The organism is Chryseobacterium pennipullorum, assembly GCF_003384725.1.
Taxonomy (GTDB): Bacteria; Bacteroidota; Bacteroidia; order Flavobacteriales; family Weeksellaceae; genus Chryseobacterium; species Chryseobacterium pennipullorum.
Genome location: NZ_QNVV01000026.1, coordinates 1 through 24,198 on the forward strand (window position 1 = coordinate 1; position 24,198 = coordinate 24,198).

Annotated in this window: 23 protein-coding genes; 10 read left to right on the plus strand and 13 right to left on the minus strand. The window is 37.1% G+C overall.

The window, feature by feature from the left end:
- Nucleotides 1-540 precede the first annotated feature (540 nt).
- The 3 genes from DRF67_RS19920 to DRF67_RS19930 all read right to left on the minus strand — a co-directional run bounded on the left by DRF67_RS19920 (nt 541) and on the right by DRF67_RS19930 (nt 4,348).
- Nucleotides 541-1,716, minus strand: a complete 1,176-nt coding sequence (locus DRF67_RS19920) for a M28 family peptidase (RefSeq protein WP_115930057.1) — start codon at nt 1,714-1,716, stop codon at nt 541-543.
- A 223-nt stretch (nt 1,717-1,939) separates the two neighbouring features.
- Nucleotides 1,940-3,115, minus strand: coding sequence for a M28 family peptidase (locus tag DRF67_RS19925; protein WP_115930058.1), 1,176 nt, complete (start codon nt 3,113-3,115; stop codon nt 1,940-1,942).
- A 51-nt stretch (nt 3,116-3,166) separates the two neighbouring features.
- Nucleotides 3,167-4,348, minus strand: coding sequence for a M28 family peptidase (locus tag DRF67_RS19930; protein ID WP_115930059.1), 1,182 nt, complete (start codon nt 4,346-4,348; stop codon nt 3,167-3,169).
- A gap of 116 nt (nt 4,349-4,464) precedes the next feature.
- Between DRF67_RS19930 and DRF67_RS21960 the strand changes: the two genes are divergently transcribed.
- Nucleotides 4,465-4,596, plus strand: coding sequence for a hypothetical protein (locus tag DRF67_RS21960; protein ID WP_262511410.1), 132 nt, complete (start codon nt 4,465-4,467; stop codon nt 4,594-4,596).
- Between the two features lie 56 nt (nt 4,597-4,652).
- Entirely contained in the window at nt 4,653-5,060 is a 408-nt protein-coding gene (locus DRF67_RS19935) for a GNAT family N-acetyltransferase (RefSeq protein WP_115930060.1), read from the plus strand.
- A gap of 95 nt (nt 5,061-5,155) precedes the next feature.
- On the opposite strand, the gene rplT is transcribed toward DRF67_RS19935, so the two are convergent.
- The 4 genes from rplT to DRF67_RS19955 form a co-directional block, all read right to left on the minus strand.
- Nucleotides 5,156-5,500, minus strand: a complete 345-nt coding sequence (rplT, locus tag DRF67_RS19940; protein ID WP_034694451.1) for a 50S ribosomal protein L20 — start codon at nt 5,498-5,500, stop codon at nt 5,156-5,158.
- Nucleotides 5,501-5,622: 122 nt separating this feature from the next.
- On the minus strand, nt 5,623-5,820 hold the full coding sequence (gene rpmI, locus DRF67_RS19945; protein WP_002979658.1) for a 50S ribosomal protein L35: 198 nt from the start codon (nt 5,818-5,820) through the stop codon (nt 5,623-5,625).
- A gap of 184 nt (nt 5,821-6,004) precedes the next feature.
- Nucleotides 6,005-6,565 (minus strand): hypothetical protein, encoded by a 561-nt coding sequence (locus DRF67_RS19950; protein ID WP_115930061.1) that lies wholly within the window; start codon nt 6,563-6,565, stop codon nt 6,005-6,007.
- A gap of 189 nt (nt 6,566-6,754) precedes the next feature.
- On the minus strand, nt 6,755-7,576 hold the full coding sequence (locus DRF67_RS19955) for an alpha/beta fold hydrolase (RefSeq protein ID WP_115930062.1): 822 nt from the start codon (nt 7,574-7,576) through the stop codon (nt 6,755-6,757).
- A 306-nt stretch (nt 7,577-7,882) separates the two neighbouring features.
- Between DRF67_RS19955 and DRF67_RS19960 the strand changes: the two genes are divergently transcribed.
- The 3 genes from DRF67_RS19960 to DRF67_RS19975 all read left to right on the plus strand — a co-directional run bounded on the left by DRF67_RS19960 (nt 7,883) and on the right by DRF67_RS19975 (nt 11,008).
- A complete protein-coding gene (locus DRF67_RS19960; RefSeq protein WP_115930063.1) occupies nt 7,883-9,364 on the plus strand; it encodes a hypothetical protein in 1,482 nt (493 codons plus the stop codon).
- A gap of 365 nt (nt 9,365-9,729) precedes the next feature.
- Nucleotides 9,730-10,395: a hypothetical protein gene (locus DRF67_RS19970; protein WP_185142132.1), complete on the plus strand. Its 666-nt coding sequence runs from the start codon at nt 9,730-9,732 to the stop codon at nt 10,393-10,395.
- An 85-nt stretch (nt 10,396-10,480) separates the two neighbouring features.
- Nucleotides 10,481-11,008: a hypothetical protein gene (locus DRF67_RS19975; protein ID WP_228435866.1), complete on the plus strand. Its 528-nt coding sequence runs from the start codon at nt 10,481-10,483 to the stop codon at nt 11,006-11,008.
- Between the two features lie 238 nt (nt 11,009-11,246).
- Here DRF67_RS19975 and DRF67_RS21670 read toward each other — a convergent pair whose 3' ends face one another.
- A complete protein-coding gene (locus DRF67_RS21670; protein WP_165851850.1) occupies nt 11,247-11,384 on the minus strand; it encodes a hypothetical protein in 138 nt (45 codons plus the stop codon).
- Between the two features lie 250 nt (nt 11,385-11,634).
- Between DRF67_RS21670 and DRF67_RS19980 the strand changes: the two genes are divergently transcribed.
- Together DRF67_RS19980 and DRF67_RS19985 are read left to right on the plus strand one after the other, a co-directional pair.
- Complete coding sequence (locus DRF67_RS19980; protein ID WP_115930066.1) at nt 11,635-13,842, plus strand: ATP-binding protein; 2,208 nt, start codon at nt 11,635-11,637, stop codon at nt 13,840-13,842.
- A 2-nt stretch (nt 13,843-13,844) separates the two neighbouring features.
- Nucleotides 13,845-14,474: a response regulator transcription factor gene (locus tag DRF67_RS19985; protein WP_115930067.1), complete on the plus strand. Its 630-nt coding sequence runs from the start codon at nt 13,845-13,847 to the stop codon at nt 14,472-14,474.
- A 242-nt stretch (nt 14,475-14,716) separates the two neighbouring features.
- On the opposite strand, the gene DRF67_RS19990 is transcribed toward DRF67_RS19985, so the two are convergent.
- Together DRF67_RS19990 and DRF67_RS19995 are read right to left on the minus strand one after the other, a co-directional pair.
- On the minus strand, nt 14,717-15,214 hold the full coding sequence (locus DRF67_RS19990; RefSeq protein WP_228435867.1) for a hypothetical protein: 498 nt from the start codon (nt 15,212-15,214) through the stop codon (nt 14,717-14,719).
- 339 nt (nt 15,215-15,553) lie between these two features.
- Nucleotides 15,554-16,627 (minus strand): resolvase, encoded by a 1,074-nt coding sequence (locus DRF67_RS19995; protein WP_115930101.1) that lies wholly within the window; start codon nt 16,625-16,627, stop codon nt 15,554-15,556.
- 309 nt (nt 16,628-16,936) lie between these two features.
- Here DRF67_RS19995 and DRF67_RS20000 point away from each other — a divergent pair, with 309 nt between their 5' ends.
- Nucleotides 16,937-17,338 carry a hypothetical protein gene (locus tag DRF67_RS20000; RefSeq protein WP_123912794.1) on the plus strand — a complete coding sequence of 134 codons (402 nt, stop codon included), beginning with the start codon at nt 16,937-16,939 and terminating at the stop codon, nt 17,336-17,338.
- A gap of 160 nt (nt 17,339-17,498) precedes the next feature.
- Here the strand turns inward: DRF67_RS20000 and infC are convergent, their stop codons facing one another.
- Both infC and thrS read right to left on the minus strand, forming a co-directional pair.
- Nucleotides 17,499-18,059 carry a translation initiation factor IF-3 gene (infC, locus tag DRF67_RS20005; RefSeq protein WP_076352026.1) on the minus strand — a complete coding sequence of 187 codons (561 nt, stop codon included), beginning with the start codon at nt 18,057-18,059 and terminating at the stop codon, nt 17,499-17,501.
- Between the two features lie 117 nt (nt 18,060-18,176).
- The gene (thrS, locus tag DRF67_RS20010) at nt 18,177-20,096 is read right to left on the minus strand and encodes a threonine--tRNA ligase (RefSeq protein WP_115930070.1); all 1,920 of its coding nucleotides are present in this window, start codon (nt 20,094-20,096) and stop codon (nt 18,177-18,179) included.
- Nucleotides 20,097-20,188: 92 nt separating this feature from the next.
- On the opposite strand from thrS, the gene DRF67_RS20015 reads away from it, so the two are divergent.
- Together DRF67_RS20015 and DRF67_RS20020 are read left to right on the plus strand one after the other, a co-directional pair.
- Complete coding sequence (locus DRF67_RS20015; RefSeq protein ID WP_115930071.1) at nt 20,189-21,376, plus strand: DUF4932 domain-containing protein; 1,188 nt, start codon at nt 20,189-20,191, stop codon at nt 21,374-21,376.
- Nucleotides 21,377-21,398: 22 nt separating this feature from the next.
- Nucleotides 21,399-22,373: a dipeptidase gene (locus DRF67_RS20020; RefSeq protein WP_115930072.1), complete on the plus strand. Its 975-nt coding sequence runs from the start codon at nt 21,399-21,401 to the stop codon at nt 22,371-22,373.
- A gap of 188 nt (nt 22,374-22,561) precedes the next feature.
- Here DRF67_RS20020 and DRF67_RS20025 read toward each other — a convergent pair whose 3' ends face one another.
- The gene (locus DRF67_RS20025) at nt 22,562-24,106 is read right to left on the minus strand and encodes a hypothetical protein (protein ID WP_115930073.1); all 1,545 of its coding nucleotides are present in this window, start codon (nt 24,104-24,106) and stop codon (nt 22,562-22,564) included.
- Between the last annotated feature and the right edge of the window lie 92 nt (nt 24,107-24,198).

Here is a 24,198-nt window from a genome sequence, read left to right on the forward strand (position 1 = left end):
ATTGTACTCAACCAATTTATGCTTATTTTTGAAAAAAGGCTCAGATTATAAAATCTAAGCCCTAACTTTTTAACTTACACACTTTACGGGATAGTGTCAGAAATAGTAAAAAGAGAATTAATACCTAATCAACAATGAAAAAAATACCACAGATAATTTTGATTATTTCTATCATATTTATAGTAAATTTTCTATTTTTTCCTTATTTTGACCTTTTAGAAGTAATTCCTTTAATACTACTTTTATTGGCAATCAATTTTTATCTCATTTATCGATATAATCATAAAACGGTAAACTATATTCTTAATGGTTTGTTATTCATAATTCTAATAATTTGTTTTTCTTTTGGAGCAATTCTAAGGCAAGATTGGCACTTTATGGAGTAAGCTATGGTAAACTTCCCATTTCTCACACAACTACACAATTTCTCGTCGGACAAAATGAATTTCGTAATAGCTCCTACAAAACTTATCACATCTTACAAATCAAAGGCAGAGCAGAAAAAATCCTGCCCTGCCTTATCGTAAAAACTGAAAATATTTATTTTTCGATGAGGATATTTCTGACGAGGGTCTCATCACCGGCTTTTAAAACGCCGATATAAACTCCGTTATCCAATGCAGAAACATTGATCCTTGTTTCATTGATTACTTTAAGAAGGGAACGGCCATTAAGATTGGTTATTTCAAAACTGAACTGAGTCACTTTAGAGTCAGGTAATTCGATATTTAAAACATCTTTTGCAGGATTTGGGAAGATTTTGACGTCCTGCAATGAACTTTTGGAAACGGTTTTATTAACCGTTGCTACGGTAGAAGCTGTTGCAAAATGCTGTAATGCTCCTACGGTGGCTTTACCGATGTTATAGACGTATACAGGATCTACATTGGCAAAAGTATCTTTAGACGTATGCGGATAGCTGCTTCTTATCCTTTCAAAAAAGCCTGTAATGATTTCACCTTTTTGCTCAAAAGGAATATAATCTGTGGCTTCTGCAGGATCTACGGCAGTTTGAAGAGGAGAGTAGAGGGCGGTACAGTTTCTGAGCTGCTGGGTTACAGCAGCTGATGCCGCATTATTACTGGAAACACCTCCCTGATCCTCATCACAATACACAGTGTTGTTATTATTTCCTTTTACCCCGCCTACCTGGTCGAGATTGAAAACCAGCTTTATATCCAGCTTGCGTACACCTCCCTGATATACAACGTTGTTTACGTAATGGCTACTTCCTTTCAGGCCTTGTTCTTCACCGGAAAAATGAATAAACTTAATAGAATATTCTGTAGGAACATCTTTCAGGATTCTGGCTGCTTCCAGAATTATGGAGGTTCCGCTGCCATTATCATTCACTCCAGGGCCTACGATGGTGTCAAAGTGTCCGCAGATAATAACATACTTATTCGGATATAAGGTTCCGGTTTTTGTAATGATTAAATTTTTGGAGCTGACTCCCGAGAAAGTAAAGGGACTTTCCACAATCTGGCTGGCAGTATATCCGTAACCCAGATACTTGTTTTTGATCCAGTTCAGGGTATTGGTGTTAGCTTGCGATCCGGTAGTTTTCACTCCCAGATTGCTGAATTCCTGAAGATTGGCCGTAATATTGGTCTGAGTCACCATATCTGCTCTGTTCTTGTAAGCCTGGATGAACGTCTGAGCGCCGATACTTTGCATAACCAATGTGGTAAACAAAAAGGTTGTTAATTTTTTCATATTATTTATTTAAGTTTGGTTACACGAATGTAGTGAATAAATCACATCAAAGTGGTTAATTGTTTAAAAATAAATTAAGATTTCAACAGTTTTGTTATGCTTGTCATATAATGGTTTGTTACTCGTACTCTTGATAATTCTACCCATAAAAAAACCTTTGAATTCAATCAAAGGTTTGTTTCAGCCAGTAAAAAATAAGTTCTTTTATACTGTCAGTTAAGCATTATTTTTCAATGAGAACTTTCCTTACAACAGTTTGGCCGTCTGCTTTTAGAATACCGATATACGCTCCGTTTTCAAGATTCGATACATTGATTTTGGTTTCGTTCACTTTTTTTAATATTGACCTTCCCTGGAAATCTGTCATCTCAAAACTGAAGTCTTTGGTGAGATTTTGTGGAAGTTCAAGATGTACAATGTCCTTCACAGGGTTGGGCGCAATTCTCAAATTCTCCAAAGGGTTTCGGGTAGCTGTTTCATGGGTTCCCAATGTTGCGGTTGCCACTGCAAAGTGCTGCAAAGCTCCTACAGAAGCTTTACCAATATTATAAATATACGCCGGATCAGTATTGGCAAAAGTATCATTCGTCGTATGGGGAAAGCTGCTTCGTATTCTCTCAAAAAAGCCGGTAATCACTTCGCCTTTCTCTTCAAAAGGGATATAATCTGTATCTTCGGCCGGATCTACTTCCGTGAGAAGGGTAGAGTACAAGGCAGTACAGTTTCTAAGCTCCTGTGTGACTGCAGCAGATGCTGCATTGTTTGAAGATACTCCCCCCAAATCCTGATCACAGTACACCGTATTATTGTTATTTCCCATAACACCGCCAACCTGGTCAAGATTAAACACCATTTTTACATCCTGAACACGGTTACTGCCCTGGTATACTACAGTATTCACATAATGCCTGCTTCCTACGAGCCCTTGCTCTTCACCGGAAAAATGGATAAATTTTATAGAATATTCCGTAGGGATATCTTTTAAAATCCTGGCGGCTTCAAGAATTATAGAAGTTCCACTGCCGTTGTCATTAACCCCCGTTCCGTAGATGCTGTCAAAGTGCCCGCAGATAATAACGTAGGTGTTAGGATATACAGTACCGGTTTTCGTAATGATTAAATTTTTTGAACTGAGACTTCCATAGGTAAAAGGGTCTTCTGTAATCTGGCTGGCAGTATAACCGTAGGAGGTATATTTGTTTTTAAGCCATACCAATGCATCATTATTAGCTTGTGAACCGGTAGTTTTCACGCCCAGATTTGCAAACTGCTGAAGATTGGTGATGATATTGGTTTGGGAAACGGCTTCTGCCCGGTCTTTATAGGCCTGGATAAAATTCTGGGCCCCGATATGCTGTGTCACAATGGATATCAGCAAAAATGCAGCGATTTTTTTCATTAATACTATCTGTCGCGATTGCTGCCTCGTGGGCTGTTTCGCTTTTACGGTTTATTTTTCAATGATTACTTTTCTGGAAATATTTCCTGTATCTGTTTTGATGGTAACGGTATACACTCCATTTTCCAATCCAGAAGTATCTATCTTAGCTTTATTTTCAGAACTCAGTACCAGATTTCCTGACATATCATGGATCTCGACACTGAAGTGTCTGACCTTTTTATCCAATTCTACAGTAAGGACATCTTTTGCCGGATTTGGATACACTTTTACTGTTTCTACAGGTTTCTGCACAGAAGATTCGTCGGTGCTTAGAGCATTAGTGCTTGTACTGGCTACTGCGAAATGTTGTAGTGCTCCAACGGCAGCTTTGCCTACATTGAAGACATACACCGGATCAATATTGGCAAAAGTATCAGCTGTTGTATGCTCATTTTCACTTCTAAGATATTCGTAAAATCCTGTAATGGTATATCCTTTGGCCTCAAACGGCATGTAGTCGGAACTATACGCATAAGAAATGGAGGTCTGAAGAGGAGAGTAGAGGCCTGTGCAGGCTGCCAGCTCCTGAGTGGCTGTATTGGAAGCTGCATTATTGGAGGGTGTTCCGCCTGTATCCCTTTCACAGATGATCGTGTTATTGTTATTACCGATCTGCCCTCCCACCTGGTCGATATTAAAGACTACCTTGATATCCAGATTACGGGTAGCTCCCGTGTACGCTACATTATTTGTATAGTACTTACTGCCGAGCAGTCCTTCTTCTTCGCCGGAAAAATGAATGAACTTTATAGAGTATTCGGTGGGTACATTTTTCAGTATTCGAGCTGCTTCCAGAATGATGGATGTTCCACTGCCGTTATCACTCACCCCGGGGCCTACAATGGTGTCATAATGGCCACAGATAATGACATAGGTATTCGGATATAAAGTTCCGGTTTTGGTAATGATGAGGTTTTTAGAGTTTCCGTTTCCGTAGGGGAAGGGATTTTCAACAATATCTCCTGCGGCATAGCCATAGGACAGATATTTATTTTTGATCCAGTTCATGGCATTGGTATTGGCAGGGGTTCCTGTCTTTTTTATTCCGAAAGCAGCAAACTCCTGAAGGTTTGCCGTGATATTGGCCTGTGTTACCCAATCAGCCCGGGTTTTATAAGCCTGAATAAAATTCTGGGCATCCATACCCTGGAGGGCTAGAGAAGTTAGTAGAAAAACAGCTATTTTTTTCATTTTGGTCTTTTTTCTTTTAGAATTGCTAATATAACAATAAACTGCCACTTATTGTTGTTGATTGGGCGTGTTTGTTGATGGTAAAGTGATTTTTCTACAATGAAAAAACTTATAATATGATTTATCAGCAGGTATTCATGTCATTAACGGATAATAAAAAACTTCAGGTGAAAGACGGAAATTACCATGACAGATATTTATTGATTGCAAAAAATATTCTCATTATTTTACTCAATAAGCAGCCTTGAAAGCTTCAGGTTGTTTCTAAAATAAATACATACATTTGGGTGCTAGCATAATTACTATGAAAAATATAAGTTATAAAATAAATAAGAGAATTGAAATTGATGTCATCGCTGAGTTATTATTTAATTCTGATTATCTGCCCTTTGAAAATATGGCTGACAGGAATCGCCTGCAAAAAATGTTTGAAGATGCGGATCTTATTGTATCTGCCTGGGAGGATGATACATTAGTGGGAATAGCACGTTCCTTATGTGATTTTAGCTACTGTTGCTATCTTTCCGATATTTGTGTACATAAAAATTATAGAAATCAGAATATTGGAAAAAAATTAATAGAAATAACAAAAGAAACAGCTGGAAAAGAGTGCAAGTTAATTTTGCATTCAAATGGAGACGCGATCACATTCTATCAAAAAATCGGGATGAAAAGAATTTCAGAAGCATTTATAATACAAAGAGAATATTAAGATAAAAAACACTCATCCTGATCGGACAAAATTAAATAACAAAAAATCCCGGGATTTCCCGGGATTTATATTGATAACAAAAATAGTGTTCTACATTATTTTACTTGATCTACAACAGCTTTGAAAGCTTCAGGGTGATTCATTGCTAAATCTGCTAAAACTTTTCTGTTAAGCTCAATGTTGTTCTTTTTAAGAGCTCCCATAAACTGAGAGTAAGACATTCCGTGCTCTCTGGTTCCCGCGTTGATACGAGTGATCCAAAGTGCTCTGAAGTTTCTCTTTTTCTCTTTTCTACCACGGTAAGCATATTGCATTGCTTTTTCTACCGCGTTTTTAGCTACAGTCCAAACGTTCTTTCTTCTACCGAAAAAACCTTTAGCTTGCTTAAAAATTTTCTTTCTGCGAGCTCTTGAAGCTACGGCATTTACTGATCTTGGCATAATTTAAATTGTTTTTTTGAAATGTGCGACAATCTGTTTCATTGTACTTGGCTGCTCCATTTCAGGGTTAAAATTTTGAATTTGTTTTGAATTCTTATAAACCGAATATAGATTTATAAAAACTACTTGATTGCTAATTGACGTTGAACACTTTTTTCGTCCACTTTAGCTACGTAAGAAGTAGTCGTAAGATTTCTCTTCTGCTTAGTTTCTTTCTTAGTTAAAATGTGGCTTTTGTAAGCGTTTTTTCTTTTGATCTTACCAGAACCGGTAAGAGCAAAACGTTTCTTAGCACCTGATTTCGTTTTTAATTTTGGCATTGTTTTGCTTTTTTATTGTTTTTGTTATCAATATCTGTTTTGGTTACCCCTAAGGACATTAGGAATAATAGTGTGCAAAGATACAAAAAAAATCGGTTCGATCTTTTATAATCTCTTAATTTATCGTATATATATCAAAAACCGCTTCTGTAAAGAAACGGCTTTGTCATAAGTTCAGTTTTTACTAATCAAAGTCTACCTCGAAGACATCATTAATGTTTTGATTATTTCCTCCCAACACGAATTTCATTCTGTATCCTGGGGTAATAAATGTTCCGGACCTGGAAAAAACCTGAAGCTTCATGTGTGGATCATTCACATGAAAATTAACTGTTTTATTGGTATTCCAGGTAGGAATTCCATCTCTGTAAATCACCATATTCCCGTCGTTTTGCGCAATAAGCTGTGAGTAACCACCCGTGCTGCTGTAAGAGTTAGAGCTCCATAACACCGAAGTGTGCCCTGACCTGGTCATGTAGAGTACAAGATTATTATCATACTGCATGATCAATTGATATTTTCTGTCGTTTTGCACCAGAGTGATGGCTTCACCTGCTTTGAGTACTGAAGGGTTATGTACTTCCTGAAGGAGCTTAACAGTGGTAAGATTTCCAATTCGTGAACTGCTGCCCTCATGTAGGCCGCTCTGCTGTTTATTCGGCAGTACATTATCGCGGGTATCGTCCTGAGCACAAGATGCCAACAGCATCGAAAGACTTAAAAAAGTCATTAATTTTGTTTTCATAGGTTATTTTTAAACGCGGCAAATATAATAAATTATTTAAATAATTCACTTATTTAGGATTTTTAATATTTTAAAAATCTCTTTATTAAAAGATGTTTTCATTATGTTTTTAAAACACTTTTTAGTGTTTTAAATATAAAAACCACAATCAATAAGATTGTGGTTTAATAATTACATAGTATAATTTAATTATGATTTAATAAAGGCCAAAAGATCCCTGTTGATCGTTTCAGCTTCTGTGGTAGGCATTCCATGTGGGAACCCGGGATAGGAAATCAGCTTTCCGTTTTTAAGAAGGGTAGCGGCTACTTTTCCCGTAGTTTCAAAAGGTACAATCTGATCATCTTCACCATGCATTACCAAAACAGGAATATCTACGCTCTTAAGGTCTTCTGTGAAATCAGTTTCAGAAAAAGCTTTCACACAGTCATAGTGCGCCTTGATGGAGCCATTCATTCCTTGTCTCCACCAGTTTCGCTGAATTCCTTCAGAAATATCAGCCCCTTCTCTGTTATATCCATAGAAAGGGAATGTGATGTCAATAAAGAACTGCTGTCTGTGGTTGGCCGTGTTATTTCTGATATCATCAAAAACTGAAATCGGGACTCCATTCGGATTATTTTCATTCTGAACCATAATGGGAGTTACCGCACTGATTAAAACAGCTTTGGCAACTCTTCCGTTTCCATGTCTCGCCACATAGCGGATCACTTCTCCACCTCCCGTTGAGTGACCTACGTGAATGACCTCCTTTAAATCCAATGCTGCAACAATTTCTGCAACATCAGAAGCATAAGTATCCATATCATGACCGTACGGAGTCTGCTCGGATCTTCCGTGCCCTCTTCTGTCGTGAGCAATTACACGGTATCCCTGTTCCAGAAAGAAAAACATCTGTGCGTCCCAGTCATCAGCTGATAAAGGCCAGCCGTGGTGAAAGAAAATAGTTGGTCCCTTTCCCCAGTCTTTATAATAAATTTCTGTTCCGTCTTTTAATGTAAGTGTGCTCATAAAGTTCTTTTTTTATTTGGATTAGTAAAATAGCTTATTTGTTTTTTAATATTCACAAATGTAGATGGAAAATCTTCCACTTATATTGATCTAAGATAATATATTCATGGGAATAGAAATGTTCCGTGATCTATGATTAACGTTAATTTAACAACCGATGTAAAGAGTAGAACATTTTATAATAATTGCTTCAAAAAAATTAGAATGTTAAAACAGGGTTTCCTTAAATATAGCTGATAATAGGGATTGTCATGCTCTTCAATTCTTTCTAATATTGATTGCAAAAGATGAATAGAATTGCGAAGAATGAAAATAATAGTTTTGAATGTCCTTTTTGTGCTGACGTCAGCGACCGCCTGTACACAGGAAAAAAAAGATCCTGCCCCAGGGGGTTCCTTACAAAACAGGTTCGTCAATAATGTTCCGTTTTTAACGAAGCAGAACGATTTTGTCTATGTGGATAAAGCAAGCCTGAAACCTGTTACGAATCAAAAATTCAAAAGCGCATCAGTCTATACTTCTACAGGTTTTGCTGTGGTTGAAAATGAAAAAAACGAATACGCCGTCATTGGTGGAGGCGGAAAAACAGTTTTGAAATTTTCTGCAAGTCCTATCAGTTTAAACGTGGTCAACGGATTGACCTTTTATAAAAAAGATATTGAATACGAAAAGAAAATGCCTGCCTGGAAATGGGAATGGAATATCTTAGGCGGCGACATTAAAAAAGAACAGACCTATCATAACATAGAGATTGGAGTATTAGAAACCAATCAGATCCTACTTCATAAGGATATTCCTTATCTGGAGGATAATTATTATCTGAACTTTGTTTCTGTAGATGATCACCATGTTTTCTGGAATGGAAGTCTGTATGAAATCAAAAAAGGACACTTAACTAAGACTGAATACAATATTGTTGAACTATTGGAAGATAGACGTTTTATCAAATCTTCCAATGCTACTTTTTCAATGTTTAGTCTGGATCAGAAAAAGGCAATTCACACCGGATTAAAAGGTACCGAAACACTTTCGATCCGGTTTGGGAATGAAAACATCTTGCTGAAAGAGGTCAATAAAGAACGGTATGATCCGGAAGTTCCCAAGCTTCTTATTGATCGCAAAACAGATGATGTGTACCCTTTTCCACAATATGAAAAAATATTTCCAAAGCACATTGCCCAGGCTACACCATCTCAGATCGATTTCATCAAAAAAACTTCGCTGGTGTATTCTATCACCCATTCACCGTATTTTTTACTGGGTGTCTTTAATTACGATCATGATGTATGGGCGTTTGACTGGCTCTATATCGATACCAAAGGAAATGTTACAGAATCCATTGGTCAATATGATTTTAAGGTTTTAGATCAGCTAGGAAATTTGGTTTGGCCTGACAGAAAAATGATTTTGCCTGATCAGTTCATTAACAAAAGCTGGAAATTCGGAAAAATAAATTCTTATATGGGCATGGATGACTTATACATTATTCCCATTGAAGATGAAAACCAACTGAGGACAAAAGGACTGTGGAACAGGAGTACAAATACATGGGAGATAAAGCCTGAATACCATGAGATCTCAGTTTTAGACCCTGAAAAACAGATCTATGCTCTTCAAAAAGAAAAAGACGGTCTGTATACCCTTTATGATCATAAGAATAAAAAGAATATCGGATCAAAAGCTTACCAATCCATTAATTCTGAAGGCGGAGTGAGTGTTAAACAAAATTCAGGAGAAAATCTGTATTACTACATTGATATCTATTCAGGAAAGGAATATAAAGAATGATTTTATAACTTCCGTTCCCGGCTTTCAAACCTTTCTGCTTCAACCGTTAGAGGACTCATTTAAACCCATACATTTATTTAAATATGCTTTCATCCGCAGATTTACATCTCGAAAGATCATTATTGCTCGCTACGCTAACATTATTTTTAGGAGTAGGCTTTTTATGCACCTTCATTATTTTTATGATTCATTCGGTACAAAATAAAAAGAAAAGCACGATGTATTATCTCCTTCTGTTTGTGATTTCCGGATTGATTGCAGTAACTTTAATAGTATTTTATTTTTATATAATTTTAATTGAATAGACCACAGCCTATAGGTCTGGAATCAGCTGCATAAAAATACATTAGAATGCATTAAACGTGATGAATCAAATCCTATTGAAAACATTTAAAACGATGACTTTTACAAAACGATGGACTCTTGCCGCTTGTATGGTAAGTGCATTCTCTTTTGCACAAATAAGAACAGCAGTATATTTTTCTTCAGATAAAAATTACAGGGAGATTATTGAAGAGGTTGGAAATCCATTACTTGGAAATCCGGTGATGATTGTACAGTCATTTGTACCCGATCATGGAAGTTACATTTGGTTTCTGAACGAAGGCAAAGCTAAGAATCCAGCTTATTTAGACACGATCCCAAAGGACTTATACTCAGGTATTTTTCTTGAGGATCATGGAGGGTTACTTTCAAAAGTAACCTTTAAAGATTTTGCAAAAGGTCTGTCACAGCCTAGGTATATGATTAACTACTGTGAAGTTGGAGACGCCGATAATGATGGTTTCCCGGAGTTTTATCTTACTTATTTTGAAGAATCAGACGGATTGGATGCCAAACCACTGAAAGTGATTGTCTACACAAGTTTAAGCAAAGCAACATTTTCAAAATCAAAAATTACCGGTTGGATTCCATTTCAGGAAGAAGATGAGTACCATGAGGTAAAGGATGAGAATTTCAAAGTATTGCCTAAAGAAATAAAATTGAAAGCAGAAAAGATATTGAAAGAAGCCAAAAAGGCAATAAACTAAAATTACTTAAAAAACCACTGTTATCAGGGATATTTTTATGAAGCAACTTTGAGTACTTTTACCTCGCAAATTTAAAGATAAACGGGTGGGAAAGTTTGTGGCTTTAACATTATTTTTAGCCTTGTCAGGCTGTAAAAGTGATGCTCGAAAAGTGAACATTTCAACCATTTATACCGGGCCAAAAACAGTGGTCAGAGAGATTCCGGAAACACATAAGATTCATAGATATACGACCCATGAGGAAGTTACAAAACGTTTGGATCCAATGGTTGTAATGGTTTCCAAAAATGATAATACTTTAGCATTTCGGATCCAGGGAAATATCAGTTCGGGCGGACTTAGGATGAATCAGATCAGAAAAATCCGTTTTGAAAAAGGAAAACGAACTGGCAATACCCTCACCCTGAAGTATTATGTTGAGATCAAAAAACGTCCAGGCAAAGAAAGTGCTGATGTCGCGGGATATAACTATACAAAAGATGAGATCTGTAAAATACCGGATGATGTTAAAATAATAAAAATTGAACTGTATGAAGACCAGATCGGTGAGCCTTCAGGTTTGCATCCAAAGCTCATCGCCCGGCAAACCTTTAATTTCTTTGCAAAAATTTAGATGGTAGAATAGTAAACACCCTGATTTACAATATTTAAAAACATTAATTACATAACTTTTATAGCTTTCTTTTTTACTCCTGATACATGAGAACTTCTTATTTCGAACAGACACTGCAATATACGTATGGGTAAAAACAATAACAAAATAAAATTGAGTGAAGAAGAAGCTGTAAAAGTCATCGCTGATCCTGACCGGACTGTCGTTTTACTATAAAATAAAATGCTGCAAAAGACGGTTAATCATACTGTAAACAATACTTATCCTGAAGTATTGAGTGATAACCCCCAAGCAGGGGAGAACCAGCAAAAGGCATGACTTTCGAAGTGGTGAAAATAAAGATCAGCTGCAGCTCATGAGAAAGTATCATTTTCATTATTATTAATGTACAAACTAAGGCAAAGTGTAAGCGGAAAGCACCACGAAATAAAGATAAACCGTTTTGTGGTCTTTGAAATTGGGGAGTTTTGCTAAAGAACCTTTACTAAATGATAGGCGAGAAACAGGAGTAACCTCCAACCTCTTTCAAGCTTCCAGCCTTATTCTCCAAAGAACAGGCTTCAGGATAGATTTACTTATATTTGCCTTCTTTTACCATAATAAAACTTAATAAAGATAAGGATTTGATGCACAGGTTATTAATTGTATTTACTTTGCTTTTTTGTCCGTTTTTTGCTCAGGCACAAGATGTTTTGAGCACATTAGAAAGAGAATATAACCATGCTTCAGGCAAAACTGCTGAACAGCTGAATCTGGCTCCTAAATATGCTACTGCATTGTTTTTTCACCATCTAAAATCCAGATCTTATCAGATTTTAGAAACCAATATTTCCCTGGCAGCTAAAGAGCCAGATGGAAAATATTCTACTATTCTGTATGCTGTACAAGCGATGAACTACAGGCTCGATAATAAAGAATCTGAATCTTTAAGGAGCCTGGACCTGGCAAAAGCGTATAGTTTAAAGACCAATAATAATGAAGCTAAGGGGTATTTTCACTATGCAAAAGGCTGGATCCTGACCCGCAATAATAAAACCATCGACGCGGTTGCTGCTTACCTTAAAGCGATTGAGTACTATGAGAATTCACCCACGACTTCTACATTGTACGGGAGATTTGGTAATGTAGCCAAAGAGCTTTCCACTATTTACTCCAATCTTAATGACTATCAGCTCGAAGAAAAATACAGCAAACAATTTTTGCTGCTGGCTTCCAGGCAAAATGATCCTAATCTTATCTTTGATTCCTATATGCGGATGGGGTATGTATATGAACAAAAATACGCTCAGAATCCATCGAATATAGATTACAGAACCAAAGCAGAGCAATATTATTCCAAGGCCATTACCCTATTCAACAAAAATAAAGAGACTATGGTCAATAAGACCAGCCTTTCTTATGCCGCTATCAATTTAGCGAACTTATATATTGGTTTTGATAGAGATAAGGCGATGCAGTATGCCCAATTAGCCAGCGCCGTGAGCATTGAAACCGGCGATCCTATCCATATTGCTTCTTCATTCGGAATTTTGGCTGAATTGGCCATAGAGGATAAAAATTATGACTTAGCCAAGTCTTACTTTCTGAAAGCTTCTATGGAAATTGGAAAAAGCCCTGTTCGGGATCATAATATAGAATTATCCCTTCTTGAATCTTTATCTGAGATTAGCGAAAAGCAAGGCAATTATAAAGAAGCGCTGACCTATTATAAAAGTTATGTAGACCAATACAAAAGCATCTATGATCAGGAAAAACTGGATATTACCAAAAGATTAGAATCACAGTTTGATAAAGAACGGCAGGAGCAGAAGTATATCAAGCTGCAGCTGGAAAGTGACAAGAAGGCACAGCAGATTAAATTGATCAACATTTTGCGGGCACAGCGTGAGCAGGTATACAACAATTTAAAGCTTGTAGAAGAAAACCAGAGGGAACGCCTGAAATTTTCAGAACTGGAATCGGAGAAAAAAGAGCAGCAGCTTCGTTTGGCAAAATTGGAAACCCAACAGAAAAACAACGATATTGTCAACTTTAAAAAGCTGTTGGCCTTTAAAGAAAAGATCAATACCTATTACATTGTCTTTATTGCCATCTTCATCGTTTTAATTTTCCTGCTGCTGTATGCGTATAAACAACGGGCAAAGTCGATGAAGCAGAGGGATGAATTGCATGCTCTGGCCATGGAAAAGGAGAAGCAAAATTCAAAAATATCTACACTTACTGCTTTGCTTGAAGGACAGGAGCAGGAGCGGGGCCGACTAGCACGGGATCTGCACGATGGATTGGGGGGATTGCTTTCTGGGACCAAACTGCAATTGTCTTCTTTGGACCCCCATCAATCCGGAGCTCTTGAAGAAGGAATTTCAAAATCGATTAACCAGATTGATGGAGCTGTAGAAGAACTGAGAAGGGTAGCCCACAACCTCATGCCCGATTTATTAATGAAGTATGGGTTGGAGGTGGCCATTCGCGAGTTTGCTTCCCGCATGTCCAGTGCAGTGCTGGAGGTCCATACCGAATTCATCAGTTATACGAATTCCATATCAGAGGAAAAGCAATTGATCCTGTACAGGATCATTCAGGAGCTGGTAAACAATGCCATAAAACATGCGCAAACTTCCGAAATTATCATCCAGATAAGTGAAGAAGAAAATGTATTGCATCTTACCGTAGAGGACAATGGGAAAGGTTTTGACCATGCAGGCTTATCGCTTAGAAAAACAGCAGGTTTTCACAATATAGAATCAAGAGTCCAGTTTTTAAAAGGAACAATGAATATCACCTCCGAATTAAATATTGGTACCAGTATAGAACTTCAAATTCCTATTTTTTAACTATGATAAAAGTAGCCATAACAGATGATCATCCGCTTCTATTGGAAGGGCTGAAAAATATTTTAGGAAACAGCAGCTCGATAGACGTCGTGGATTGTTTTAAAAATGTTTCGGAAATGAATGCGGGCCTGGCAAAACAGGCGATTGATATTTTGTTGCTGGACATTAATCTGGCAGATACCAACAGTATAGAACTCATCAGACCATTAAAGAAAAAGTACGATAACCTCCAGATTATTATGCTGAGCGTTCACAATGAGCTGCCTGTCATTAACAGTACTTTGACGGAAGGTGCTTTAGGATATATTCAGAAAAATGCTTCAGTATCCGAAATCCTTCAGGGCATCAGTACGGTATACTCCGGTACGCGTTTTTTATGTTCACAAACCCAATCTGTTTTGGAGAAAAAATCTCCTGACGGGCTCAACCATGTACCGAAATTAACGCGTAGGGAAAAGGAAATTTTAGCAGAAGCCGCAAAGGGGCTGACTACCAATCAAATGGCAGAAAAGCTTTTTATCAGCCCGCACACCGTAGAAAGTCATCGCAAAAATCTTATTGAAAAATTTCAAACCTCCAACCTGAGCTCAGCCATTAAACTGGCCATAGAATACGGCTTGATTATCGAATAAGACTGAGCATAAAGCTTGTCATGGCTATATGACAAGCAGGTATAACTATGCTTTCATAAGGTAGGGTTTAACCGGATTGAAGCTGTTCCGGCCTTTTAACTTTTCTTCCTTACAAGAACTCGGCTCAATACCATAGTTTTCCGCTCATGATAGAATCCTATACGTATTCATGCAAAAAGGTCTGCTTACATCGTAACAGCAGACCTTTTCTATATAAAATTAAAAATTAGGTGTTTGATTATTTAATCTTTGAATCTCAGTGTTCCTTGAAACAGGTTTTTCTTTCCTATTAAATCATATTCATCGTTATACACGGGTTCGTACATTAACAGATAAACCCTGCCTTCAAAATCTTTTAAATCGACAGGTTGATCTACCATAACATCATAAAATCTTGTGATCGTACGCGTAGCAGTCCATTGTTTTAAGTTGCCTTTAGGATTTTTATCGAATCTGTGATCTTTAGCATCAGTATAATACCAATAGGAGGGTGCCTGATCCGTCAATAACAATTCTTTATCCTTGTTGTATAATTCTTCCGCCATGCCCGTACTTTGAAACCATGGTACCTCGCCATTGTAAAGACCCAGGGCCGCTCCGTAAATATCTTTATTTGTAGTGGCTCCGATTAAAAAGCCTTCCAGATTGTTAGAGGTAATTTCAAATACAAAAGATGATTTTTTAAGGTCATAGACATCATTCACAGGTTCAATTACTTTTCCGTCTTGTTTGATAACCACTTTTAGCGATTGTGCGAAAGTCAGAAAGCTGAGCAAACAAAAAAGGAGTGTTAAACTTATTTTTTTCATTGTATATCATTAAATAACTGCAGCAAAGATATTGTTCTTTACTCCTTCAAACACTGGCTGATTTCAGGGGTTTTTATGTATCAAAGCTTCCATGCATTCGCTTTTCAATGTTCTTAGATAGGTAGGGTATAAAGTATGGATGGAAGTTTGAAACTGGAAGTGGGAAGAACTGTAGCCCGAAGGGAAAGTTTTTCTGGCTCCCGCTCAAAGGACGACCACATTAGCTTCCAGCATGCTGCCTACATCTTCCCACTCTCCGCCCTCTCAACGCTATTCAAGCAGGTTGTCCTTCAACTGAATTTTTATAAATGCCGCTTTCTGTTGTTTCCCTTTTGCCAAAGCTGAATTGACGGGATATACTTCTGCATAAAAGGTTTTGGTATCTGCCCAGAATGCTTTGGTTTCACCGGCAATTTTGAAATTGGTAAAGTTGACGTACAGAAGGTTTTCCTGATTATGATCTTGCTCCAGATATCTGCTGATTGCAAAATCACTTCCGGTATCATTATTTGAAGTTACATAAGAAATCCATCCTTTGCTTGGGAGAATTTGAGGGTAGCCCCCTGTAAACAGTGCAAAATTTGCTGTAGATTTGACGTTATAAAAAGAATAATATCTATCGGTGGTTTCTACCGAGGTTTCTTTGAAAACCTCTAATTTCATATAAGGTGAATGACCTGTATATTCATTGGATAGCAACCCATCTTCCGTAGAAACATTCTCATGTTGTGTGATCACGCTTTCTTTTCCATTTTCGATATGTACCCAATTGTTGCCTTGCAGTCGGATCTGGGGATTTTTTACCAGAACTTCATCGATGCGATTTTTAGAGGCCGCTTTAAAATCCTGTTCGGAAACTTCTGTTATGGTACCATACTTATCGAATGACTTGTTTTTTAAATCCTGGGTCTCTTTCAATATACTGCTTCTGATCTCATAGAGATTCACTCCCTGTAAAGTAAGTTCAGATGCCGGAGTAAATTCTGATTTCAACACAAAAGCTTCGATGCTGTTCGAAATAGTATTGTTAATGCTGTAATGAATAGAGTAGAAGTCATCAAACTCTTCAAATCCGTAATAATTGTGCAGTTTATTATACGCTACTTTCAGATGTGCTGCCGCCTTATCCGGAGATACATAAAACAGGATAGAATCTTTCTTGGTAAATAATTGAAACGGGACCTCCTGCACATTCTCGACCCCTTTTATTTTTTTGAAATCAGCCCATGTTATTGCCTTTTCTATAATAGCAGCTTCAGTTCTTGTTTCTGATGTTTTATTTTGAGGATTGCATCCCACAAAAATTACGGTGGATGATACCAGGAATGGATATAATCGTTTCATTTTTATATTTTGGACAAAGGTATCAGTATTCGGACCAGCTGCCAACAAAACACCCTTAAATAGGAGAGAAATGGCTGAAAACAGGGATACATAGAATGGTATATTTTGGACAATTTTACAAAAGAAAAATTAATTGCTGTAAATTTCTTTAAATAAATGAAAAATGTAATAACCACAATGATGATCGCTTTGCTGGCTTCGTGTTCACCTCCAGCTGAAAAAAAAATAAATAATGCATCTGATACGGCCGTAAAAAAGGATTCGGTGTCTGCGCCGGCTTAGGAAAAGAAGAATAGTGTAGAAGCAGATATGCTGTCTGACTTTTCAACGTTGGTACCCATTGATGTATTAAACAGCAAAAGCACAAATACGCTTGAAAAATATGGGATTGAATTCTCCGGAAATTGTTATTCATGCGATCTGGCGAGCCTATCTGTAACCAGAGATGCCATGATATGGGCCAATGTCTGCGATCAGAAAGACTATTTTAAAGTAGTAGATTTCTCATTCTCAGTCGAAGGGAACAAAACCATTATAAAGACACCAGAAAGAACATATACCTTAACTCAGATAGATAAAACACCTGTCTATGAGCTGGTAATAGAAGGGCAAAAACTGGAACTCAGCCATAAAAGAATCTCCAGATACTTTACAACCAAAAAAGCGTTACCTCTATTCAAAGAACACGACTGTGGTGATTTCGAAGGATAACAGCATCTCAGAACCGGAGAAGCTGCAAAAGTTGTGGCAGAAAAAAAATCCCACTGTTTGAGTATGGCTGGAAATTGAAGCGAAGAAAAAATGCCAATCCATGCAAGTTAATAAAAAAACCTCAAAGTAATTTGAGGTTTTATATTTAATAATGACTGAATTATTTTGCTGGTTTTTTAGGACTCATCATCATAATCATTCTTTTTCCTTCAAGCTTAGGAAGCTGGTCTACTTTCCCAACATGCTCCAGTTCCTGAGCAAGCTTTAAAAGCAAGATCTCTCCCTGGTCCTTAAAGATAATTGAACGTCCTTTAAAAAATACGTAGGTTTTTAATTTAGAACCTTCTTCAAGGAATTTTTCAGCATGCTTTTTCTTAAATTCATAATCGTGATCATCTGTCTGTGGTCCAAAACGGATTTCTTTCACAACTACTTTTACTTGCTTAGCTTTTAATTCCTTTTGTTTTTTCTTTTGCTCATATAGAAACTTTTTGTATTCTAATATTCTTGCAATAAAAGGTTCAGCCTTATCAGAAATTACTACTAGATCCAATTCTTGTTCTGCAGCAATTTGTCTTGCTTTGTCAATTGGATAAATTCCTGGCTCTACGTTATCGCCCACCAAACGAAGCTCTCTCACACGAATTTTATCGTTGATTAAGTGTAAGTCCTCTTGTACAGGACGTCTTTGTGGGCCCCTGTTGTTAAATCTTTGTGCTATTGTATTATAATTTTATTGGTTAACTTTCTATTTCTTAAAACATTGAACATTAAACGACTGAAGATTTTTTTACACGCGGTAATTTTAAAAATCCTTCAATCCCTTAATTTTTTTAAATTAGATGGCGGCTTCTTTTTTGAAGTACGCAACAAAATCTTCCATCTTCATGACTCCAAGATCTCCTTCACCACGTCTTCTTACAGAAATCGTACCATCTTTCTCTTCATTTTCTCCAATCACAAGCATGAAAGGAATCTTCTTCAATTCAGCATCACGGATCTTTTTACCAGTCTTCTCGTTTCTGTCATCAATCTGACCGCTAATATCGTTATTTTCCAAAAATTGTGAAACTTTTTTCGAATAATCTACATATTTTTCACTGATCGGTAGAATTATAAACTGATCCGGGCTTAACCATAAAGGAAAATCTCCTGCTGTATTTTCCAGTAAGATTGCGATAAAGCGCTCCATAGAACCGAAAGGTGCTCTGTGAATCATTACCGGTCTGTGCTTCTCATTGTCGCTTCCAATATAGTGAAGGTCAAATCTTTCAGGCAGGTTATAGTCCACCTGGATGGTTCCAAGCTGCCATTTTCTTCCCAAAGCATCTTTCACCATAAAGTCAAGCTTAGGGCCGTAGAACGCTGCTTCACCATATTCAATAACCGTTTTTAAGCCTTTCTTCTCTGCCGCATTGATGATTGCACTTTCTGCTTTTTCCCAATTTTCATCAGAACCGATGTATTTTTCTCTGTTTTCAGGATCTCTCAAAGAAACCTGAGTCACAAAATCTTCAAAACCTAAAGATTTGAATACATAAAGCGTTAAATCGATTACTTTTTCAAATTCTTCAGAAAGCTGATCCGGAGTACAGAATAAGTGAGCATCGTCCTGAGTAAATCCACGTACCCTTGTCAGCCCGTGAAGCTCTCCACTTTGCTCATATCTGTATACAGTACCGAATTCTGCATATCTCTTTGGCAGGTCTCTGTAGCTCCATTGTGATGTTTTATAAATTTCACAGTGGTGCGGACAGTTCATAGGCTTCAGCAAAAATTCTTCCCCTTCATTCGGAGTTTTAATTGGCTGGAAGCTGTCTGCTCCATATTTATCCCAGTGTCCGGATGTCACATACAATTCTTTTGCACCGATATGAGGTGACATTACGAATTCGTAACCTCCTTTTTTCTGAGCTTCAGAAAGGAAATTTTCCAGTTTTCTTCTTAAAGCAGTTCCCTTAGGTAACCAAAGCGGTAAACCTGCACCTACTTTTTCAGAAAATGCAAAAATTCCAAGTTCTTTACCCAGCTTTCTGTGGTCTCTTCTTTTAGCCTCTTCCAGTCTTTCAAGGTACTCAGTAAGGTCTTTCTGTTTAGGGAAAGAAATACCATATACTCTTGTCAGCTGGGGGTTATTCTCATTTCCTCTCCAGTACGCTCCTGCAGCATTTAAAATCTTTACAGCCTTTACGATACCGGTGTTGGGGATATGCCCTCCACGACACAGGTCTGTAAAGTCATCATGCGTAACAAAAGTGATTTCCCCATCATTAAGATTAGAGATCAGCTCCACTTTATAAGGATTATCTGCATAGGTTTTCAAAGCATCTTCCTTGGAAACCGGATATAAAGAGAAGGTAGAACCTTTCTTTGCATTTTCAAGGATCTTCTTTTCAATCTTTTCAAAATCTTTCTCGGATAAGCTCTCACCTCCGAAATCTACATCATAGTAAAATCCATTTTCAATCGCAGGACCAATGGTCAATTTAGCATCAGGATAAAATTCAAGGATTGCCTGCGCCAAAAGGTGGGCAGAAGAATGCCAGAATGCCTTCTTTCCAAGATCATCATTCCAGGTCAATAGCTGTACCGTTGAATCCGTGGTTATAGGCGTGGTCGTCTCTACTTGTGTACCGTTTACAATTGCGGAAATGGTATTTCTAGCCAATCCCTCGCTTATCGATTTTGCCACATCTAGAGGAGTAACTGCTCCTTCGAATTCTTTGACACTATTGTCTGGAAGTGTAATTTTTATCATTGTTTACTAAGAAATTTTAAGATGCAAAAATACGCATTTTTTAGATAATATACTATATTAGCATATATTTAGAATGAGAATTAATATTAAATATGAAAAAGATTATTTTCGTTTTTGTCTCACTGACATCAACTTTTGGTTTTTCACAGGAAAAAGCGTCCGGATTTTCGGTGACATACAACAAAAATGTTGAAACCTATTTTCTTGCAGAGATCCTCTCGGCAGATCACAGAAAGCAGAATAAGGATTTCGAACTCTATAAGATAAAAGAATGTTCGGTTTATCAGCCTGTTGTAAAAAATGCTTTACAAAAGTTTGAGCGATTGAAAAATTCAAAAATCGCAATCGAGACCGCAAAACTCAACGATGTTTTAATGGAAAAATATGGCTCAGGAAATGATGCCCTGATGAAACCGTTGTTATATCACAAAGAATTTCCATCTTCTGAATGGATTAATGAATACAGGTTCAACAATAATAACCTCACCAAAGAACAAAATCAGGAAGCAACCGATCTGGTGAAAAATTATCTTACTGAACTTTCCCAATTCTATACCCAGGAGAATATTGAACAGTTTTTTATAGATAATAAGGATCTGTATCTTGGCGGAATCAATGAATATAACCAACAGATTCCTGTTGGTTTTACCCATGCTATGGAACAATTTTACGGCAAGGGTTTCAATGCATACACCGTTTTGATCTCCCCTATGATGATGTGGCCCATAGAGGATAATGAGGGCAGGGGAATCGGAGCGGAAGTGATTTTACCATCAGGTAAAAAGAATATCTATGAGATTGCAAGCCCCTTTGTAAGGGTTGAAAAGCCTGGACAGTTCGGATATGACAACCAGTTTCAGGCAAGGTTTCTGAGCGTCCATGAATTTGGGCATTCATTCGTGAATGAAGAAGTTTATAAGCGGAAAGATCAGCTGTCAAAATTTAAAGATTTGTTTGAAAAATCAAATTTAAAGGAAACCATGATCAAAACAGGAGGCTACGGAGATTATCAAACCTGTGTGGCAGAGCATCTGGTAAGGCTGGGCGAAATAGAGACAGCAAAAATTCAAAAGGATTCTGACAGGGCAAAAAGGCTTGAAGAATATCATCTGAAAAATAACTTTATCTTTCTTCCGCAGCTTGAAGAGAAGCTGAAAGCCTATCATTCTAACCGGAAAAAATATAAAACATTCGGCGATTTTGTACCACAGTTGCTGGAAGTTTTTGAAAACAGCAATATTGAATTTATCAATAATACACTGGCTAAAAACAAGAAGTAAAAACCATACCTTGCATTCTACTATGAATACAATAAATATTGATCTGCATTGCGATCTGCTGTATTATCTGCTGCAGAAGGGCTCTGCGATAAACGACAAAGAAATAGGCTGTTCGGTACCATATTTAGAAGACGGTAATGTAAAGCTTCAGGTGATGGCTATTTATGCAGGGACAGGAGCCGGAAGTCCTGCTTATGGCCTGGAGCAAAGCCGTTTATTCGCAGATCTGGTAAAAAACGAAAATTTTTTTCTGTTTGACGGATCAAATTCCGAAAACCTGGAAAATAAAGAAGGTGTTGGCATCATAGCCTCTATAGAAAATGCGTCAGCGTTCTGTGACGAAGATCAGACGCTGGATTCCGGATTTAAAAATCTCGAAGCCATCATTGAGAATACTCAGAAAGTTTTTTATATCGGAATTACCCATCATCTGGAAAACCGTTTTGGAGGCGGGAATAATGCAACAGCAGGCCTGAAGGAAGACGGAAAAGTTCTGATCGATTATATTGCTGACCGGAAAATTGCGATCGATCTCGCCCATACCAGCGATCAGCTCGTTTATGATATTTTCAATTATACAGATCAGAGAAACTATTCAATTCCTATCCTGGCAAGTCATTCGAACTACAGAGCAGTGTATAAAAACAATAGAAATCTCCCTGATGAACTAGCAAAAGAAGTGATTCAAAGAAATGGATTGATCGGGCTCAATTTTATTAAAGATTATGTTGATCTTGATCATCCTGAAAGACTGTACGAGCATATTCAGTACGGACTTGATCTGGGTGGAGAAGACAGCATTGCTTACGGAGCCGACTACTTCTACTGGAAAGATCATCCGGACCTGTCCAGACATCCGTTTTTCTTTCCCGAACATGCTGACGCTTCGGTATATCCAGCCATCAATAAAGAAATTGAAAAGCGGTTTTCCTCAGAGCTCGTAGAAAAGATCAGTCACAGAAATGTATTGACTTTTATCAAAAATAGGTGTCATTAAGAGATGATGATATTACATTAAAGAAGTCTTTTTTTGAACATACTTTATACTTTTGCAGATCCGGACACCATCGAAGATTACGGCCGCATCTGCAAAGGTATAAGATAGAAAGTATACTTCTAAATACTAAATTGTGCTTTATAAAAGGGATGTAATTGCCTTATTTGTAATTTGTTATCTTGTCTTATCTAATGTTTTCTTTTGTATTTTACTTTTTGTTTGATAATCTCGATAACATCAACATTCTGAACCTTGGATTTTATCCATCCGTGAATATCAATATAGAATAGGGATCTTCTGTAATATTCATTTTGGGAAAACTCTTCTAGCTTTTTATCAAAACTTTCAAAAGCTTTTAATCTTTGATCAGGAACCTGATTATTCAGGTTTTTAAAAAACTGAATACTCTCAAAGTGAAAGTCTTCAGGTTTTTTCATTTTTCGCGCAAATTTTGAAGTGGAAGCAATGAATTCGTCATAGTCTTCATCATTTCCGGATTCATATTTAGCCATCAAAATCAGTATGCGGGTATGGAAAAGCAGGTCTTCCTGTACATTTCCTTTAGATTCGATCACCCGCATCGAATATTCGATTGATTTTTTATATTTTTTGCTGCCAAAAAACATTGCGGCCATTTTAAGATAGAGAATCATAAAGTGATGTTCATCAATTCTTTCCCTTAGCTTTTCCATCTTTAATTCCACCTCAGGAATAAGCTTTGTCCCTGCAAAAAAATCTCCTTTTACAAAATGGATGTTCATCAGGGTATTGTAATGGGTAAGAAAAATCAGCGACTGAAGATTTTCATTCTGCGCAAAATTTTCTGCATGAACCATCTTGTTAAAGTTTTCAAAATGCTCTTCAAGGATGTCTATATTTCCATACAGAAAAAGAATTTTCAGGAGATACGTATTGCCTTTAATATACCATACAGGGTGACTGAAGATCATTTCCGGCTTTTTATGAAAAAGATCTACCCATTGGTAAGCGTATTTTAACGTATATTTATAATCCTGAAGAAGCTGGTTTTTCCAGACGTGAGCTTTAAAATACCAAAGCTTCTCGGTAAAGTTCAGGTGGTCGAGTCTAATATTTTTAATCTGCTCATTGAAGAAGTTTAAAACTTCCTCTCTGTCAATATCGTTTTTCACGTAGCCATGCGTCAGCATTTCGCTATAGAGCTTCAGAGAAAGATTAGACAGCTTTGTCGTATACCGGTTCTGCCTGCTTATTTCACGGGATTGACGGATCAGCTCTTCCGCGCGGCCTTCAATACTTCGGGTGATGAATTGGGATTCAATAACTTTCTCCAAATCAATGATTTCTGAAGCGATGCTTTTCTCATCCAGTTCCAAAGCTGTTTGTTTTGTTTTGTCTAAAATTTTCAGCGCTTGCTTATAAAGTCCTTTCTGGTAAAGAATATTCGCAAAATCCAACTGTTCCCTAAGCTGAATTCTATAGTTCTGATGGCTTGGGTTCATGCGCAGACTGACAAGAATCTGCTTGTAGAGGTGGGCCTTAAGGTTGGAAAGCTGCTGTTTGGTAGATATTTTCTTTTCAATAATGATATTTTCATCATATTCTTTCATCTTATCCACTTCAGAAAATAAGAGTAGAAATTTTGCATCTACGTTAATTCCCAGACGGTTTACATACAGTTTAAACTGTCGCTTTTCTGAAGTTGTCAATGACTTCACCAATACAAACAAAAAATCTTTCTGCAATTCTGCCATTGTAAATTTTTATATTTTAAAAAATTGATTAACAAGTAGATACGAAGGTTTCTTCAACTGTTGAATATTGTAATTTTCAGAAATAATGAAAA

Bases quoted from the DNA above. Each gene is read 5' to 3' on its own strand.
- DRF67_RS20025 (WP_115930073.1), bottom strand. From the start codon at position 24,106: ATGGCAGAATTGCAGAAAGATTTTTTGTTTGTATTGGTGAAGTCATTG.
- DRF67_RS20000 (WP_123912794.1), top strand. From the start codon at position 16,937: ATGCTGTCTGACTTTTCAACGTTGGTACCCATTGATGTATTAAACAGC.
- DRF67_RS20015 (WP_115930071.1), top strand. From the start codon at position 20,189: ATGAAAAAGATTATTTTCGTTTTTGTCTCACTGACATCAACTTTTGGT.
- rplT (WP_034694451.1), bottom strand. From the start codon at position 5,500: ATGCCAAGATCAGTAAATGCCGTAGCTTCAAGAGCTCGCAGAAAGAAA.
- DRF67_RS19995 (WP_115930101.1), bottom strand. From the start codon at position 16,627: ATGAAACGATTATATCCATTCCTGGTATCATCCACCGTAATTTTTGTG.
- DRF67_RS20020 (WP_115930072.1), top strand. From the start codon at position 21,399: ATGAATACAATAAATATTGATCTGCATTGCGATCTGCTGTATTATCTG.
- DRF67_RS19950 (WP_115930061.1), bottom strand. From the start codon at position 6,565: ATGAAAACAAAATTAATGACTTTTTTAAGTCTTTCGATGCTGTTGGCA.
- DRF67_RS19925 (WP_115930058.1), bottom strand. From the start codon at position 3,115: ATGAAAAAAATCGCTGCATTTTTGCTGATATCCATTGTGACACAGCAT.
- rpmI (WP_002979658.1), bottom strand. From the start codon at position 5,820: ATGCCAAAATTAAAAACGAAATCAGGTGCTAAGAAACGTTTTGCTCTT.
- DRF67_RS19935 (WP_115930060.1), top strand. From the start codon at position 4,653: ATGAAAAATATAAGTTATAAAATAAATAAGAGAATTGAAATTGATGTC.
- DRF67_RS19985 (WP_115930067.1), top strand. From the start codon at position 13,845: ATGATAAAAGTAGCCATAACAGATGATCATCCGCTTCTATTGGAAGGG.
- thrS (WP_115930070.1), bottom strand. From the start codon at position 20,096: ATGATAAAAATTACACTTCCAGACAATAGTGTCAAAGAATTCGAAGGA.
- DRF67_RS19960 (WP_115930063.1), top strand. From the start codon at position 7,883: ATGAAAATAATAGTTTTGAATGTCCTTTTTGTGCTGACGTCAGCGACC.
- DRF67_RS19920 (WP_115930057.1), bottom strand. From the start codon at position 1,716: ATGAAAAAATTAACAACCTTTTTGTTTACCACATTGGTTATGCAAAGT.
- DRF67_RS19970 (WP_185142132.1), top strand. From the start codon at position 9,730: ATGAATCAAATCCTATTGAAAACATTTAAAACGATGACTTTTACAAAA.
- DRF67_RS19980 (WP_115930066.1), top strand. From the start codon at position 11,635: ATGCACAGGTTATTAATTGTATTTACTTTGCTTTTTTGTCCGTTTTTT.
- DRF67_RS19930 (WP_115930059.1), bottom strand. From the start codon at position 4,348: ATGAAAAAAATAGCTGTTTTTCTACTAACTTCTCTAGCCCTCCAGGGT.
- DRF67_RS21670 (WP_165851850.1), bottom strand. From the start codon at position 11,384: ATGAAAATGATACTTTCTCATGAGCTGCAGCTGATCTTTATTTTCACC.
- DRF67_RS19955 (WP_115930062.1), bottom strand. From the start codon at position 7,576: ATGAGCACACTTACATTAAAAGACGGAACAGAAATTTATTATAAAGAC.
- DRF67_RS21960 (WP_262511410.1), top strand. From the start codon at position 4,465: ATGATTTATCAGCAGGTATTCATGTCATTAACGGATAATAAAAAACTT.